Origin of the sequence: Salipaludibacillus agaradhaerens (assembly GCF_002019735.1) — a bacterium.
In the GTDB taxonomy this organism is placed as follows: domain Bacteria; phylum Bacillota; class Bacilli; order Bacillales; family Salisediminibacteriaceae; genus Salipaludibacillus; species Salipaludibacillus agaradhaerens.
Map to the genome: position 1 here is coordinate 577,353 of NZ_KV917378.1, position 17,239 is coordinate 594,591.

A 17,239-nucleotide genomic window follows, 5' to 3' on the forward strand; every position below is an offset into this window, starting at 1 on the left:
TGAAAATGCTTTCTGTTAAGTGAACGAAGCTAATATGTGATAGGATAGTAGAGTAAATGTAGATAAGGAGCGTAAAATATGAGCGAATTGTGTATTATTCCATGTGGTAACAAAAAGATTTGGAGCAAACATCCTAACTTAGAGGCAGTACCAGCTTCTGATGCCTATATTAGCACGTTTCATCGCCTCTGTAGAGCTTATGCAGAGAGATTTTTTACCCAATACGTTATTTTATCTGCTAAACACGGCTTTCTTTTTGCAGAAGATCATGTTCCTGGGCCATACAATGTCAGTTTCTCCATGAAATCTTCCGAAGTTATCTCCACAGAAACGTTAAAAAAACAATTTGAAAATAAAAGATTACACAATTATGATCACTATATCGTTTTAACAGGAAAAAAATATGTACCAGTCATTAATCACGTTATGAACGATGAGAACAACGTAGAGTTTCCTTTATTAGATTATCAGGGAATTGGATTTATGCAACAAGCATTAAAGCATGCTCTAGAAACAAATGAACCTCTTCATGGAAAGAAGATAAAAAACCGATGAAACGCCAATCGATGCAACCAATCGTCGCTTCTGGAGCAAAAATTCTTTTGCTTGGTTCCATGCCTGGGGAGCAGTCTCTCATAAAACAACAGTACTATGGGAACAAGAGAAATCATTTTTGGCCAATCATAAGTGACCTTCTCAATGTCGATCTTACAACGCCTTCATATCAGTATAAATGTCAACAACTTATTGGACATGGTATTGCGTTATGGGATGTGATTGCCAGCTGTGAACGAGAAGGGAGTCTCGATTCAGCTATTCGTCATGAAAAAGCAAATGATATTAAAGGATTGTTGCAGCAATACCCAACGATCCGTTGGATTGGATTAAACGGGACCAAAGCCTACCAGTCGTTTCTAAAATATAAGAAAAAGGTTGATATCCCAGAGTTACCGTTTACGAAGCTACCATCTACTAGTCCTGTTCCAGGTAAAAATGTGAAGTCCTATGAAGAGAAGGTAGAGGCTTGGCGAGAAATAAGTCATTACTTATAATTTTAAAGGAGTACATCATGAGTGATAAAACATTGTTATTAATTGACGGATTCAATTTATTAAGTAGGGGCTATTTTGCAACTGCGTACGGAAAATCTGATGAGCAATTGTCTAAAAATGATCAAGGTCAGTACATTAATGCTGTGCGTGTTTTCTTTCAAAAATTATTTCAATTAACGCGACAATACCCGATTACACATATTTCTGTCGCATGGGATGGGAAACGTCAGGATACGTCACGTAATCAACAGTACGCGTTTTATAAGGCGCAACGACAAGATTTACCGGAGCCACTGATCGAACAGTACCACTTAACAAAAGAGTTGCTAGACAATTTAAACGTACATCAACTAGCCGTAGGCGGTTATGAGGCGGATGATATCATCGGTGCTTTTTCGACATTGTGGGCAGAAAGTGGCTTTGGACAAACGTATATTTATAGTAACGATAGAGATTTATTTCAACTGCTCAACCCTACGACCGCTCAGATTTTGTCTAAAAAAAAGCAGGAAATTGTCTATAGTGATGAAGCATTTCAAGCAGAGTACGATATTACACCTACTCAATGGGTTGATGTAAAAGCGTTGCTAGGAGATGCCAGTGACAATATTCCAGGTTGTCCCGGTGTAGGTGAAAAATCTGCGTTACCCCTTATCCGTCAGTATGGCGATCTTAAACAAGTGTTTAAAAATGTCGATTCATTGGATCCTACTTTTAATCGTTATAAGAAAAAACTTCGTGAAGGAGAAGAAACGACGTGGATCAGTTACGAACTTTCGCAAATTATCACAGATATTGAAGCCGTCACGGCGGTGAACCATTCTGAACTTGAATTTTCATGGGATGAAGCGAATGCGTTACACGCAATGGCTGCTAAAGGAATTAAAGTAAAAATAAGATGATCATGAGAGAGAAAGAAGGGTGATTAGTGTTTAACCTATTCAGGCGGGCAAAAAGGTGTACTTTTTGTGGGCGAAAAACAATGAAGCCAACAAGTTATTATAACGATCATGGAAATGAGCTCTTTGTGTGCTTTCAATGTGTGCCACAAGCAGAAAGGCGCTCATTACTTAAGAAGTGAAATTGGAAAGGATCATCATTCTGACCGTCAATCACTTAATTAATGCTATAAAAAGGGAGGACGCTTCATGCGTTTAGTATCTATTTGCCCGAGTAATACAGAACTTGCTACCTATGCGGGTTTAGTTGATCACCTCGTCGGTGTCGATAATTATTCGGACTGGCCTTCAGATAAATTGACGAATCTAGAGAGAGTGGGCCCAGACCTGAATATAAATATGGATAAGGTAGAAGCATTAAATCCAGATCTCGTGTTAGCCTCTGAGACGGTTCCTGGAATGGAAAAAAATATTAAAGAGTTGAAAAAGAGAGGCCTTCCATATGTGATCGTTCCTACGCCTAAGACATTATCTGATATTAGCAGTCAGTTAATATGGATCGGTGAAAAAACAGGCTATAAGGAGAAAAGTTTAAAAGCTCACAAGACATTTAATTATTGGATTAATTACTATAAAGGTTTGAGTAATTCCGTGGAAGAAAAGAAAACGATCTACTGGGAGTGGTGGGCTAAGCCTATTTTTACTCCAGGTCACTCTAATTGGCTAACCGAAATGTCTTAATTGGCAGGAGGGATCAATATATTTGCTGACAACCCTCAATCTAGTGTAAAAACGACATGGGAAGACGTGTATAAGCGTAATCCGGACGTGATGGCTATTATATGGGTCGGCGTTCATAAAGAAAAAGTTAATCGTAAAGTGTTGGAGAAGCGGCCTGATTGGCAATCGTTAAAAGCTCCCACATCAAACAATGTCTATATCCTTGATGAACCATTCTTTTGTCGGCCTTCACCACGATTATTAATTGGGCTTATGCAAATAGCGAACATTCTACACCCTCATATTTATCCTACGTTTGTCGAAGGCGTAGACCCGATGTTTACCGATTAGTCTAGAAAGCGCCGGCGCTGTGAAGGCGTCGGCATCATGCATTTTTCAGATTTTCCAAACCACGTGTATCTGTGACGAGCAATAAAGCGGTAGATAGGATCGCGAATAAAAACGGGGATAATAAGGAGAATGGCTGCTAGTTTCCATACTCCTTTTAACTCTTTTGCAATTCGAAGGGCGGCCGATGAATTTTTATATGATTTTCCGTTTGTTTTAATTAGGACAACGCTGTTAGACTCCTCAGTTATCTCCTTTTGTTCGATCAAATTTTTGGCGATTTCACTTTGTAATGAAGCAAAGGCGAAGTGATTTTGCGGATCGCGTTTTATAATAAATTGAACGCTTGATTGGCACAAATGACAAACCCCATCAAACAAGATAATATCTCTTTTTTCCATTTGATCAACTCCTTTTCTTTTTTTCAAAGTTTATGATTAAACTAATTTTCACATACAAAATACACGTGTAGGAAACGACTTACACAGTGATCTTACGCTAATGTGAGATAGCTGATTTATCATTGTTCCTATTGAAAATTTAATTGTGATACATTTTTCTGTTTTATAAATGAAAAAGAGCATAATTAGATAGGGCTAGTCACTTTTGGAGTTCTAATTGAGAAAAGAAGTGTTAAGTATTGTGTTAGCGAATTAATAAGTAAAGATAATATAACCGTTTTTGTAAAACGTTTAAGCAATTTTATTGCTATCGTTTATTTTTCGAGAAAAATACCATTTTAACGCACTTGGAGCAACTAAAACAATAACCATAACACGCATTAACTGTAACGACGTCACAATTGCTGGATCGGCGCCTACGATTGAGGCTGTTAATACCATTTCCACTAATCCTCCTGGTGCTGTGCTCAATATCGCTGTCTGTAAATCCATTGTTGTCATTGATTCAAGTAATATGCCAAAACCAACCGATAAAACTATTAACCAGCAAGCAAGCCCTATGTAAATAATGGCGTATTTTTTTGCAAGTTTAATATCTGTTAACGAAATACTCTTGCCAAGAGAAGCCCCTACGAATAGCTGGGCGATTAGAAAAATCAGGGGAGGAATAGAAGGAATATTAATTGAGCTGATACTTATAGTAGCCGTTACAGCTAACGGGATAATCATTATTCCCGCAGGCAAAGAGTGCTGGTATTTGATACCTAACAAAATCGGTAATATGAGCCATAATCCATGTAGCGATAATATGTTTGTGTCAGGAATCGTCATTACTGCTGATATGGCATTGCTGTCATGGGGGAAAAATTGGGTAATAATAAATGGAACAGTGAATAAAACGACTAGTAAACGAATTGTTTGAAAAACCATGACCAAAGCTGAATTTGCTTTAACATCTTCACTTGCTACAACCATTTCCGCTAGTCCACCAGGAATTGAACCGAAAACACTCGTTTTTTTATCAATGTTAATCCATTTTGTTATGAATGCACTATTAAAAATACTTATAAGAATGAGTATAACTGTAATGAGTAAGTACGGAATAATAAAGGGTCCAACTATTTTTAACGATTCAAACGTAAAATAAAATCCAAATGATATTCCTAGAATAATAAGGCCCAATTTTTTTAGGAAATCCGGCCAAACTAACGTCCTTGTAGTCAGTCCTTCCCATAACATGACACTAGTGAGCGGGCCTAGCATCCAAGCAAGTGGTAGAGACACGACGTGAAAAAGCCCTCCACCTATCACTGAAATAACGATCGCTTCAATAAACGGTTTTATTTGATAACTCATTGTATTTCATCTCCAAATAAGTCTAATCTTTATTGTAACATGAGAAAAGAGGAGAGAGGTGGGGGATGATGGATAATAAGGTAGTATTACAGAGAAAACCCTGCTGCATACAAGATGCAACAGGGAAGTGTTAGACATTTTAAGCAGTGTGGCAGATCATTTAATCTTCTTCAACTAGTTCATAAACGCCTTCTTCGTTATGAACTTCTTGACCTGTAATAGGTGGGTTAAATACACAGACCATTCTCATATCGGTATTTGCACGAAGTAAGTGTTCATCATGTTCATCTAAGGCATAGAGTGTATTGGCTGAAATAGGGTGGATTTTATTGTCAGACAATGTTTCCACTTCACCGTCACCCTCAATACAATAAACAGCTTCGAGGTGATTTTTGTACCAAATGTGCGTTTCAGTTCCAGCTTTAATGATCGTATCATGAACTGAATAGCCCATATTATCTTTTTTTAGAATAAGTCGACGACTCGTCCAGTTACCACCTTTAATTTCTTGATCTGTTCCAATAATATCTTCTAGTTTAACAACTTTCATGGATGTTCCTCCTTGTGTGTACAGTTGATTATTAATTGGTGACTGTTTCTTTTTCAAGTTTCATTTGTTTAATGGTATCTTTTATGCTTCGTTCAATGAGTTCAAAACCTTTTTCTAATCCTTCTTCGTCAATGTTAATAGCAGGGAATAATTTAAATACTTGATCATGTCCACCTGCTGTTTCCATAATTAGCCCATGATTAAAAGCATTCTCGCAAACTTTTTCACTAAAGCCATCAATGTCAGAAGAGATTCCTTGCATAAAGCCTCTTCCTTTAACGAACCCTTTCATCTCAGGATATTTTTCTACCATGTTAGTGAGGAAATCTGTGATTTTAACTGCTTTATCTTGAATACTCTTTTCAAATTTCGGATCTTCCCAATAACTTAAAGCCTCTGTGGCAGTAATAAAAGCATGATTATTACCACGGAATGTCCCGTTATGTTCACCAGGCTTCCACTTATCTAATTCAGGATTTATTAATGTTAATGCAAGGGGGAGACCATAGCCACCAATAGATTTAGATAAGCAAACTATATCAGGTTTAATATCCGCAGGTTCAAACGAAAAGAATGTTCCTGTCCGGCCAACACCAGCTTGCACGTCGTCAATAATGAGAAGAATACCCCATTTTTTGCATATAGCATCTAATTTATTTAGCCATTCAAAGCGCGCTGCATTAAGACCACCTTCACCTTGAACGGTTTCAAGGATAATGGCTGCAGGAATGGAGACGCCACTGCCGTTATCATCTAAAAATCTCTCGAGGTAGGCAAGTGTATCCATCTCATCACTTTCGTTAACAAACTGGTCGTATGGCATAGTGACGGAGTGGTTTAATGGGATACCAGCGCCTTTTCGTTTCATAGAATTACCTGTGACTGACAAAGCGCCAATCGTCATGCCATGAAAGCCATTTGTAAAACTGATGACTTCTGTTCTACCTGTGACTTTTCTTGCCAACTTTAGGGCACTTTCAACCGTATTCGTTCCTGTTGGTCCAGGAAACATGACTTTGTAATCAAGATTCCTTGGTTGAAGTATAACCTCATGAAATTTGTGAAGAAACTCACTTTTTGCTTCTGTTGCTTTATCTAAAGAGTGAGTAATACCATCATCAAGGATGTATTCTACTAATTTTTTCTTCATGTTAGGTTCATTATGTCCGTAGTTTAGAGCGCCTGCTCCAGAAAAGAAGTCAATATATTCTTTTCCGTCTTCATTCCACATCTTATAACCTCTAGCTTGGGTGAAAACTGTTGGAAAGCTTCTCACATAACTTCTTACACAAGATTCGTGCTCTTCAATAATCTCTAAATGGTTTTTAGTCATAATCGTCAAATCCCTCCGTCTTTTTTATTCATACTTGTTTAGCCAGATCATTTACTTGGAAAAAGGTCCAATACGATACGTATATTCAGCTTTTTGGCCTTCTTCAGGAAATATCTCTTCCGGAAAGCATTCTTTCACTTCATAAGCTGTATCGTGATCTCGTGCCAGTCGTTTAAATAAAGACTGAGAGGCTTTGTTCTCTTCAGTGATTGTCGCCTCAACGTAACGAACATTTTTACATGCTTTACGCTCAAGTAAGTCATTTAACATTTTTGAGGCAACCCCTTTTCCGCGTTGAGATGAATCCACACCAACCTGCCAGATAAAAATCACGTCTTGGTGTTCAGGTTGAATAAAACCTGTGATGAAACCAACGACTTCACCTCGTTCTTTAGCAACCACACATGTCTCAGAGAAGTACTCGGCCATCATAATGTACTTATAAGCGGAGTTCAAATCGAGAGTGGTGTTTTTGGCTAATGCCCACATAGCCTGCCCATCTTCTTTAGTTGGCTGCTCTAACGAAAATGTTTCAATTACTGCCGTTGTGCTTTTGCTCATCGTGACATTCCACCTTTGTTTTAAATTGTATTGAGTTGTTGTTCCACTCAACACGTTTCATCTCAACCAGTCAACATTATTAATGATAGGTAGTTCGTGTTAAATTATCAAACATGGTTAATCTCGATGAGTACGTATATATGTGTGTCTGTATAGCTTAGTGCTCCTCAGACCGTTCAGCTTATTTATTGCTCTTGTATTGTTAGAATTACAGCAGATTTGAATGTAGGTTTTTTGTAAATTGACGATATTAGAAGCATATAGAAAAGAGACCTCGCTGTTTCCAGCAAGATCTCTTCTAAGGCGTACATTTAGAGTATATTAATTGTTTTTAGCAGAAAGTTTCTTTCTTTTCTCTTCACGTTCACGCATACTTTTATCAAGAATTTTTTTACGTAATCGGATAGAGTGAGGGGTGACTTCACAATATTCGTCTTCGTTTAAAAATTCTAACGCTTCTTCTAGCGTTAAAAGACGTGGTTTTTTCATGGTAACCGTCTGTTCTTTCGTTGCAGAACGAATATTCGTCTGTTGTTTCATTTTTGTAATGTTAACAGTCAGGTCATTATCTCGATTATGTTCACCGACAATCATACCTTCATAAATTTCAGTACCAGCTTCAACAAAAAGGATACCGCGATCTTCTACTTGGAGCATGCCATAAGGCGTCGCTTTACCATTTTCCATTGAAACTAGAACACCTTGACGCCGTCCGCCCACATAGCCTTGCGCTACAGGCTGATAGCTGTCAAATGTATGATTTAGAATACCATAACCTTTTGTTTGAGCCATAAATTCAGTCGTATAACCAATCAAGCCTCTTGATGGCACTAAGAAGTCCATTCTTACTTGACCGTCACCTTTATTCACCATATTTAATAGTTCGGCTTTACGTTCCCCAAGCGATTCCATTACCGCACCTGTATATTCTTCAGGTACGTCCACTTGAGCGTTTTCAAATGGTTCACATGGCTTACCATCTACCTCACGAATAATAACTTCAGGCTTGGACACTTGTAGTTCATAGCCTTCTCGTCGTAAGTTTTCGATGAGGATGGAGAGGTGAAGTTCACCACGACCTGATACGGTCCAAATGTCTGGAGAGCTTGTATTTTCCACTCTGAGACTTACATCCGTTTCAACTTGTGTTAATAACCGAGCTTCAATTTTACGACTAGTGACATGATCACCTTCACGACCTGCAAACGGACTGTTGTTTACAAGGAAAGTCATTTGCAAAGTAGGTTCATCAATACGTACGAGTTCCATTGGGTCAGGATTATCAGAAGGACAGATAGTTTCTCCAACCATAATATCCTCAATACCAGCAATGGCAATTAAATCGCCTGCTTTAGCTTCATCAATTTCAAGTCGTTTTAATCCAAGAAATCCGAAAAGTTTTGATATTCTGAACGTTTTGATTGAACCATCACGTTTCACAAGGGAAGCTTGATCACCTTTTCGAATGGTCCCTCTAAATACACGACCAACACCAATTCTTCCTAGGTAGTCATTATAATCAAGCATCGTCACCTGGAATTGAAACGGTTCTTGTGAGTTATCAATAGGTGCAGGGACTGTTTCGATCACCGTGTTAAAGAGTACGCGCATGTTATCGTCTTGTTTTGTAGGATCAGAATCAGCGCTAGCTGTGCCGTTAATAGCAGAAGCATACACGACAGGGAACTCTAATTGTTCTTCATCCGCTCCTAATTCTATGAAGAGGTCAAGGACTTCATCCACAACTTCTTCTGGACGGGCCATCGGACGGTCAATCTTGTTTACGACAAGAACAGGTGTTAATTTTTGTTCCAACGCTTTTTTAAGGACGAATCGTGTTTGCGGCATACAGCCTTCAAATGCATCTACGACTAGTAAAACGCCGTCCACCATTTTTAAAATCCGTTCTACTTCGCCACCGAAGTCTGCGTGGCCAGGGGTATCAAGAATATTAACGCGAACACCTTCATAATCAACGGCTGTGTTTTTCGCTAAAATAGTGATACCTCGTTCCTTTTCAATATCATTATTGTCCATGGCTCGTTCGTTCACTTGTTCATTTTCTCTGAAAGTTCCTGATTGTTTTAACAGTTCATCAACGAGTGTTGTTTTTCCATGGTCTACGTGGGCGATAATTGCAATATTTCTTATGTCTGACCGTATAGTCATTATAAAACGCTCCTGTCTAACTTAAAATTGTTCAACTATACTATAATATCATAAAAAAGCAACCAGTTCATTAAAATTGTATGTTATTATGTTTATTTTACTAATTGAATCGATTTCATTAAGATGTTTTTACAACAATAACATGATTATGCGGATGATAAAAAGTGACTGACATATATGACGACGACTCCTGTGAGAGGAATCGACCTCTGAAAACATTCTGACTGAGCTTTGCAAAGGCAGGGTGAGTTGAGGATGAGCCCCACGGAAAGCGTTCATCAGTCATGCAAATATCGTTAGGAAATAACGATACAACCACGATTTATCAAATCGATTCAATTACTTATTTAAAATTAAAACTATAAATCCCAATTAAAAGTATATCCAGTGAATGACGCATAAATATCCCTGTGATTGTTACTATACGAAAAATAAAAGAACTGTATACGAAGAATAGTTTATTACTTTGAAAATGAACAACTAATTGCAAGTATTATCATACAAATTTGTGGTGTAAAATTCCAAAGTGTTTTTTAAATGGGGAATAGGGGAGGAGAAGAGATTAATGTCTAACTAAATAAAAAACCATCCAAAATAATAATGGACGGTAAAAATGATGGATGGCTTTATTTTTATTTTGTTTGTCCTTCACCATATACATGGTATTTCGTTGTTGTTAATGCTTCAAGTCCCATTGGTCCCCGTACATGCAGCTTTTGTGTGCTAATTCCTATTTCTGCACCAAAACCAAATTCAAACCCATCTGTAAACCGTGTAGAGGCGTTATGATAAACAGTAGAAGCATCAATTTTATTGAAAAAGAGAGCCACATTTTCTTTTGTCTCGGAAATAATCGCTTCTGAGTGCTTTGTCCCATAAATCTCAATATGATCAAGGGCTTCATGAATGTTCGGAACAATTTTAACAGCTAACGTTAAATCAAGGAATTCATCTGCCCAATCTTGTTCTGTTGCTTGACCAATCTCTGGAGATAATTGTTGAGCGACATGATCCCCCCGTAAGGTGACATCATTCATTTTTAATTCTTTGACGAGTGCTGGAAGGTGCCTCTTAGCCCAGTTTTCATGAATAAGGACTGTCTCACACGCATTACAGACAGAAGGTCGTTGCGTTTTTGCATTAACTACGATTGAAACAGCCATTGTCTTATCCGCACTTTCATCAATATACACGTGACAATTTCCGGCTCCTGTTTCTAAGACAGGAATACGGGCATTTTCTACAACTGTTTCAATGAGCTTTTTACCTCCGCGAGGAATAATGACATCGATAAGGTGCTTCATCGTATAAAGGCTTGATAATACTGATCTATCTGGGTTTTCAATAAGTTGCACAGTTTTTTCCGGAAGCCCGGCCTCGACAAGTGCTTCTTGAATGACTAACACTATCGCTTTATTTGAATGAATAGTGGAGGTGCTTCCTCTTAGTAAAATGGCGTTACCTGTTTTAATAGACAACGCTGCAGCGTCAATGGTGACATTCGGTCTTGCTTCATAAATCATCGCAATGACGCCTAGTGGGACAGCTATCTTTTTAATTTGCAAACCGTTAGGTCGCGTTGTTTCTGAAAGAACATTCCCTACTGGATCTTCTAACTTCATTAATAAACGAATAGCGTCTACCATGCCTGCTAATCTTTTTTCTGTTAGGGTTAAACGATCGATAATAGCAGAAGGTTGACCACTTTTCTTGGCGTTTGCCACATCTTCTGAATTTTTTTGTAAAATGTGATCTCGTTTTTCCCAAATCCGATCTGCTATCTCTTGTAATGCTACATTCTTTTTCTCAGTCGACATACCTGCCAAGTCAAAAGATATTTCTCTCGCTTTTTCGGCTTTTTCAACTACTTCATTCATGATAGTGCTCCTCTCCATATTATATTTATAGAATTGAAAACCATTGGTTGCGGTGAATCGCTTCTCTATGCTTTGCATCTGTATTATCAGTGCAACTGAGCAGCTCCAGCAAATCGCCAGCATCATAATTGATCTTGCCCCGGCCAATAAGCCGGCCGTTTTCATTAAAAACATCTACCACAGCCCCAGCTGAAAAGTGGCCTTCTACTTCTTTAATTCCTACTGGTAATAAACTTTTACCTCGCTTAAGCACAGCCTTTTCCGCTCCGTTATCAATGATGATTTTCCCTGAAGAAAGTGAGTGGAAAGCGAGCCATTGCTGTTTATTTTTCATCATTTTTAGCGTATGAGGATAAAGGTAGGTACCGTTACCATGACCTTTTATAATTTGAACTAACGAGTGCTCTTCTACAGCAGTACCAATGAAAACAGGTATCCCCATCATGTGAGCCGTTCTAGCAGCTTCAAGTTTAGACTTCATACCACCGGTCCCTACTTTAGATGATGAGCCAGAGGCACTGGTCATCAATTTATCACTCACACCAGTTAAGTGTGTATACTTTCTAGCATTAGGGTTTTCCATTGGGTTGGCATCGTAAATACCATCGATATCTGTTAAAATAATGAGTTGGTCAGCGTGGACAAATCCACTAACTAGAGCTGATAACATATCATTATCCCCAAATGTCAATTCATCAACAGCAATGGAATCATTTTCGTTAATGATGGGAATAACATGACGCCTTAAAAGCTCATCTAGCGTATTAAAAGCATTTCGATATTGCTCTTCTTCAACAAAGTCATGTCTTGTAAGGAGGAGCTGGGCTGCTACGAGTTGTTCTTTTGAAAAACAATCAGCATAAGCTTGCATTAATAGGTTTTGACCTACAGCAGCGGCAGCTTGTTTTCCAGCAACTGTAACTGGTCTGGCTGGGTAACCAAGCTTGGTGAAGCCTGCTGCCACAGCGCCAGAGGAAATTAATATAATGTCATGGTCGCACCGTTTTAGCTCGGCGATCATCCTTGTATAATGATTGATATTGTCTATAGATAATTGACCATCTTTAGTTGTTAACGAACTACTGCCGATTTTAATTACAAGTCGTTTTCGAGCCAACTGTACTCCCTCCTTAAAAATAAATCCTAAAACAACTACCTAGGTCTAAGCTTATACGTGAAAAGGAAAACACCCTAAAAAGGTTTATCGTTACAAAAAAACTTCCATCCTTATCATAAATGAAAGGACGGAAGTTAGGATCCGCGGTACCACCTTAGTTGACAAAAATGTCCACTTTACAACTTGTATCGTAAGTCAATCGTGCTTATATTGCATGATGAGCAGGTTCAACAAGCGTTAGCTAAGGAACCTTTCAGCCAATGGATTCCAGTCTCTACTAGTTCGGCCTTGCTTACTAATCTCATCTATAAGCATTTATATAAGATATCAGAAAATATCGTTTAAATATTGTTATATTATCCGACACTCCATTGTGGTTGTCAAGATAGCCAAACAAAAATCTTGTAAAAATGGGCTAGTTTTTGAATCGTGATTTTAACAGCGAGGGGAGAGCTAGGCGTAAATAAAGGGCTGCATATGACTGACAGCCCTAATAAAAACATTAATTAATGAGTGATTGTAAAGGTGCTGGAATACGACCAGATCGCGCTATAAGTTTCTCCGAGCTAAACGGATTCAGCCCCATAACAGGAGCTCTTCCTAACAAGCCACCGAATTCAACCATGTCTCCTTCTTCTTTCCCTGGAACAGGAATGACGCGAACTGCTGTCGTTTTTTTGTTGATCATCCCAATTGCCATTTCATCGGCGATAAGACCAGAAAGGGAAGCTGGTGAGGCGTCGCCACTGACTGCTATCATATCTAAACCTACTGAGCACACACATGTCATGGCTTCCAGTTTGTCGAGGCTTAACGACTTATCTTCAATTCCTTTAATCATGCCGTTATCTTCACTGACTGGGATAAAGGCACCGCTTAATCCTCCCACATAAGAACTTGCCATAGCACCGCCCTTTTTCACAGCATCGTTCATAAGAGCTAATGCGGCAATTGTCCCATGAGTTCCGACGCGTTCAAGACCAATCTCTTCTAAAATTTCTGCGACACTATCGTTCATAGCATTTGTAGGGGCAAGTGATAAATCCATAATACCGAACGGTAAATTTAAACGATCAGCTACAACTCGGCCTATTAACTCACCAGCCCTCGTAATTTTAAAAGCGGTTTTTTTAATAACATCTGACACGCCACCTAAATCGGCATCTGGATAACGTTTCAGAGCATTTAACACGACACCTGGCCCACTTACACCAACATTAATGACGGCTTCTCCTTCACCAGAGCCATGGAAGGCGCCAGCCATAAATGGGTTATCTTCTACAGGATTGCAAAAAACGACGAGTTTAGCACAAGCTATACCATTCTGGTCTTTAGTCAATTGAGACGCTTTCTGAATCACTTGTCCCATTTGTTTTACAGCTTCCATATTAATCCCACTTCGCGTGGTTGCAACAGAGACAGATCCACAAACTCTTTCAGTTTGACTTAATGCTTCAGGAAGGGCGTCTAGTAGTACTTGATCCCCTTTGTTAATAGCTTTATGTACAAGAGCAGAGTAGCCGCCTATAAAATCAACTCCGAGGACACGAGCTGCTTTATCAAGTGTTTTAGCTAGACGAACAGCTTCGTCTTTCGTGGCATGACCAAGAAGTTCAGCAATAGGCGTAATAGAAATTCGTTTGTTAATAATGGGAATCCCATATTCTTTTTCTACATTTGCTGCTACTGATGTTAAGTTTTTAGCATAGCTTGTAATTTTGTCATACACCCGTTGATCCATTTTTTCAAAATCTGGGTCAACACAGTCTTTTAAATTTATTCCCATTGTGACAGTGCGGATATCAAGGCTTTCCATTTGCACCATACGAATGGTTTCTTGTATCTCATTAAAAGCAATATTCATTATCTGTCTCTCCTTTTAAATACGGTGCATTGATTGAAAAATATCTTCTAATTGAATGTTGATTTTAAGACCTAATTCAAGACTTACTTGATCAAATTCAGATTGTAATTTATCAAGGTTTTCAGCTCTTGAGACGTCTACTAGCATCATCATGGTGAAAAAATCTTGTAAAATTGTTTGGCTTATATCAAGCACATTCATATGATTATCAGCAAGAATCGCTGTCACTTTAGCGATAATACCGACTTGATCTTTACCTACTACACTTACGACTGCACGTTTTTGTTCCATAATGTTCACCTCATTTTAATTAATGACTCAAGAAAGTAGCTTCCGTTTGAAAGTTTTGGTTAGTTAAAACGACTGCTATTTAGGGAAGGTAAAGGATGAATAAAGATAACTATCCCACTAAAACCTCCATCAATGAACGCCACATCATTTAACCTGCTATTTTATAGATAGAGAAACGCAAGAAATTTGTTTATTGTCACGTTGGAGAAGTTGATCAAAATCTAAACACTATTATCCTTCTCACAGAAGCTGTTCCCATTCTAGTTTAATCCATAACGCTAAGAACGTCTATAACAGTTGACAAAAGCCACTCTTTTAGTTAGAAAGGGGAAACGTGTTCAATCCATGGTATTAGAAGGTAAAAGCATGATATATTTAATCAAAATGGCTCGCCTCTTAAAGGATGTCGGTTGTGTTGTCTAATAAATTAAGTCTTTTACTAATGATTTTCTTAATATGTTTAATGATATTATTTATTTACGTTTATCTGTCGGATGATACGCCTAAAGAAACGACTTGGGAGTTTCATGTGGATATTGAGGCAGCAGGTTGGAATCTTGATGCGCTTGAACAAGCGAGACGTTATTATGAGTCAATAAATTCTACTGCGGTCATGGTTATTTACGAAGGGAAGGTTCTAATCTCATGGGGTGAGGTTGCTGAACCTACTAATGCTCATTCTGTGAGAAAAAGTTTTTTAAGTGCTTTGTTTGGGATTGAATTGGAAAAAGGGACCTTTCACTTAGAAGAAACCCTTTCAGACTTTGGGGTCGATGATCATACACCACTCACTGAAATAGAGAAAAGTGCTTATTTAGCGGATTTATTACGTTCCTCCTCAGGCGTTTATTTACCAGCAGGGGAAGAATCATGGGGAATGCGAAGAGCTAGGCCAACTCGTGGGGCGCACTTGCCAGGAACTTATTATTACTATAATAATTGGGATTTCAATGTTTTAGGCACAATATACAACGAGGGAACAGACAGTGATTTGTTTGAGGACTTCTATGAACAAATTGCCAGGCCAATCGGTATGGAGGATTTTGAGCTTAGCCATACAGAATATAAGTATGAAAATCGTCGCTCTCAGCACCCTTCTTATTTGTTTAGAATGTCTGCGAGAGACTTTGCCCGCTTTGGACAGTTATATTTACAAGAAGGGGAGTGGGAGGGGGAGCAGATCATCCCGAAAGAATGGATTGAACGAAGCACATCTCACCACGCTAGCGTACCTAACAATACACTTTTTGATTACGGATATCTTTGGTGGGTGGCGACAGAGTCTCCATTTCATGACCTGCAGATGTATTCAGCAGTTGGTCGATATGGCCAATCCATTGACATTATTCCTGAACTAGATCTCGTTTTCGTTAATCGTGTAAATTCAAATAGTTGGATGTTCCCCTTTACAAGAAGCAGTGTCAATGACCTGCAACGTCTACAGTTGTTACAACTCATTATTGATGCTAAGAGCTCTGATAGCTAAAAACCACGCTCTCAAATATGAGCGTGGTTTTTAACGGGCTGATAACGTAAAGAATAAGAAGACCCTACTACTAGCTTTCCTTTATTTTTACCCTTTGCGAAGGAGCAGCTTCAACATAAGGAACCCCGACCTTGCCAATAATCAGATAGCCGTAGCGCCATTTATTGAGCCAGTAAATTGTTACAATTGAACCTACTAAACTGAAGCCAAATAAAAGGAAGATATACATAACCCCTAGCTGTAAAGGATATAAACGAAATAGGTAATCGGCTACAAAAATATAAAAATAATGTAGCAAATAAATACCAAAAGAATATCTACTAATCAGAACGAGAAACTGGGGAAGCTTCTTAAATAAAGAAGTGAGATAGAATAAACAAAAACATATGAATGTGGTATGAAATAGAATATCTATTCTTTTGGAACTGTGAACGCCAATTATATCAGTATGATATAAAAAGAGGACGATACCGCTACTCACTAATGGGCCAATTAAAAGAACGTATCGCCATCTTTCTAGAAAAACGATAAGTTTCTCATAATACAATCCGGCATAGTACCCTAGAACAAAATAAAACAGCCACCCAAATAAGGGCATCCAATAAAGACGCTCCCATATGTATCCAGAGTATGGCAGGCTATCAGGAGGAGAGGTAAAGTTAAACGTCCATAAATAACTACCATTTATCAAAAAAGCGAGTAAAAAAACTACTTTGGGAGGCATTTTCCGTAAATAATGATTAAAATATTTATGAAACAAATAAAACTGGAAGATAATTAATATAAAGTATCCATGGTAGTCTCCTAATAATACATTCATTGCAAATTTAGTTAACCAATTAGTTGAACCTTCAAGAAGAGTTGGTAACGAGTAAAAAAAGGCCATACAAATAAAAGGAATCAAAATATAACGAAATCGCTTAGTTAAAAAATGATTTGGTAAAGGGCGTTCTCTATAAGAGTATGAAATTAAAAACTGCGAAATGAAAATAAACATAGGTGTTCCGAAGTAGAGCAGCAGTTGTAACGAATCAAACAACGACGCTGACAGAGCGCCAATTTCCCTTTCAGGAAGGGTTGTGAGGGCAATATAAATACTATGTAAAAAAACAATACATAAACAGCCAACACTGCGTAATACAAAGATTTCTTTCACCATTTGGATCCCACCATTTTTAGAAAGACATTCTATTTTATGCTGTAACCACATCATAA

17 protein-coding genes are annotated in these 17,239 nt (G+C 38.2%); 6 read left to right on the forward strand and 11 right to left on the reverse strand.

All coding sequences use genetic code 11. The features are described from left to right. Nucleotides 1-78: 78 nt before the first annotated feature. From BK581_RS02655 to BK581_RS20510, 5 genes are all read left to right on the forward strand, one after another. Entirely contained in the window at nt 79-555 is a 477-nt protein-coding gene (locus BK581_RS02655) for a DUF6884 domain-containing protein (protein WP_078576703.1), read from the forward strand. Beyond that, a complete protein-coding gene (locus BK581_RS02660) occupies nt 552-1,052 on the forward strand; it encodes a DNA-deoxyinosine glycosylase (RefSeq protein ID WP_078576704.1) in 501 nt (166 codons plus the stop codon). The genes BK581_RS02655 and BK581_RS02660 overlap by 4 nt, the downstream gene beginning before the upstream one ends. A gap of 17 nt (nt 1,053-1,069) precedes the next feature. After that, nucleotides 1,070-1,954: a 5'-3' exonuclease gene (locus BK581_RS02665; RefSeq protein WP_078576705.1), complete on the forward strand. Its 885-nt coding sequence runs from the start codon at nt 1,070-1,072 to the stop codon at nt 1,952-1,954. A 246-nt stretch (nt 1,955-2,200) separates the two neighbouring features. Then, nucleotides 2,201-2,692, forward strand: a complete 492-nt coding sequence (locus BK581_RS20505; protein WP_322788410.1) for an ABC transporter substrate-binding protein — start codon at nt 2,201-2,203, stop codon at nt 2,690-2,692. Then, complete coding sequence (locus BK581_RS20510) at nt 2,693-3,022, forward strand: ABC transporter substrate-binding protein (RefSeq protein ID WP_322788411.1); 330 nt, start codon at nt 2,693-2,695, stop codon at nt 3,020-3,022. It begins immediately after the preceding gene. Here BK581_RS20510 and BK581_RS02675 read toward each other — a convergent pair. The 10 genes from BK581_RS02675 to BK581_RS02720 all read right to left on the reverse strand — a co-directional run bounded on the left by BK581_RS02675 (nt 3,019) and on the right by BK581_RS02720 (nt 14,538). Beyond that, nucleotides 3,019-3,420, reverse strand: a complete 402-nt coding sequence (locus tag BK581_RS02675) for a thiol-disulfide oxidoreductase DCC family protein (RefSeq protein WP_078576706.1) — start codon at nt 3,418-3,420, stop codon at nt 3,019-3,021. The two genes, BK581_RS20510 and BK581_RS02675, sit on opposite strands and share 4 nt — an antisense overlap. Nucleotides 3,421-3,711: 291 nt before the next feature. Beyond that, complete coding sequence (locus BK581_RS02680; protein ID WP_078576707.1) at nt 3,712-4,776, reverse strand: AbrB family transcriptional regulator; 1,065 nt, start codon at nt 4,774-4,776, stop codon at nt 3,712-3,714. A 160-nt stretch (nt 4,777-4,936) separates the two neighbouring features. Further along, nucleotides 4,937-5,326, reverse strand: a complete 390-nt coding sequence (locus BK581_RS02685) for an ectoine synthase (RefSeq protein ID WP_078576708.1) — start codon at nt 5,324-5,326, stop codon at nt 4,937-4,939. 31 nt (nt 5,327-5,357) lie between these two features. Then, nucleotides 5,358-6,659: a diaminobutyrate--2-oxoglutarate transaminase gene (gene ectB / locus BK581_RS02690; protein ID WP_078576709.1), complete on the reverse strand. Its 1,302-nt coding sequence runs from the start codon at nt 6,657-6,659 to the stop codon at nt 5,358-5,360. Between the two features lie 51 nt (nt 6,660-6,710). Next, nucleotides 6,711-7,220 carry a diaminobutyrate acetyltransferase gene (gene ectA / locus BK581_RS02695; RefSeq protein WP_078576710.1) on the reverse strand — a complete coding sequence of 170 codons (510 nt, stop codon included), beginning with the start codon at nt 7,218-7,220 and terminating at the stop codon, nt 6,711-6,713. Between the two features lie 321 nt (nt 7,221-7,541). Then, nucleotides 7,542-9,389 carry a translational GTPase TypA gene (gene typA, locus BK581_RS02700; protein ID WP_078576711.1) on the reverse strand — a complete coding sequence of 616 codons (1,848 nt, stop codon included), beginning with the start codon at nt 9,387-9,389 and terminating at the stop codon, nt 7,542-7,544. Nucleotides 9,390-10,021: 632 nt separating this feature from the next. Then, a complete protein-coding gene (locus tag BK581_RS02705) occupies nt 10,022-11,266 on the reverse strand; it encodes a glutamate-5-semialdehyde dehydrogenase (protein ID WP_245828859.1) in 1,245 nt (414 codons plus the stop codon). Between the two features lie 25 nt (nt 11,267-11,291). Next, nucleotides 11,292-12,383 (reverse strand): glutamate 5-kinase, encoded by a 1,092-nt coding sequence (gene proB / locus BK581_RS02710; RefSeq protein WP_078576713.1) that lies wholly within the window; start codon nt 12,381-12,383, stop codon nt 11,292-11,294. A 502-nt stretch (nt 12,384-12,885) separates the two neighbouring features. Continuing rightward, nucleotides 12,886-14,247 carry a PFL family protein gene (locus tag BK581_RS02715; protein WP_078576714.1) on the reverse strand — a complete coding sequence of 454 codons (1,362 nt, stop codon included), beginning with the start codon at nt 14,245-14,247 and terminating at the stop codon, nt 12,886-12,888. A gap of 15 nt (nt 14,248-14,262) precedes the next feature. Continuing rightward, entirely contained in the window at nt 14,263-14,538 is a 276-nt protein-coding gene (locus tag BK581_RS02720) for an ACT domain-containing protein (protein ID WP_078576715.1), read from the reverse strand. A gap of 415 nt (nt 14,539-14,953) precedes the next feature. On the opposite strand from BK581_RS02720, the gene BK581_RS02725 reads away from it, so the two are divergent. Further along, nucleotides 14,954-16,024 carry a serine hydrolase domain-containing protein gene (locus BK581_RS02725; protein ID WP_078579830.1) on the forward strand — a complete coding sequence of 357 codons (1,071 nt, stop codon included), beginning with the start codon at nt 14,954-14,956 and terminating at the stop codon, nt 16,022-16,024. Between the two features lie 70 nt (nt 16,025-16,094). Here the strand turns inward: BK581_RS02725 and BK581_RS02730 are convergent, their stop codons facing one another. Then, a complete protein-coding gene (locus BK581_RS02730; protein WP_169837498.1) occupies nt 16,095-17,183 on the reverse strand; it encodes an acyltransferase family protein in 1,089 nt (362 codons plus the stop codon). Nucleotides 17,184-17,239: the final 56 nt, after the last annotated feature.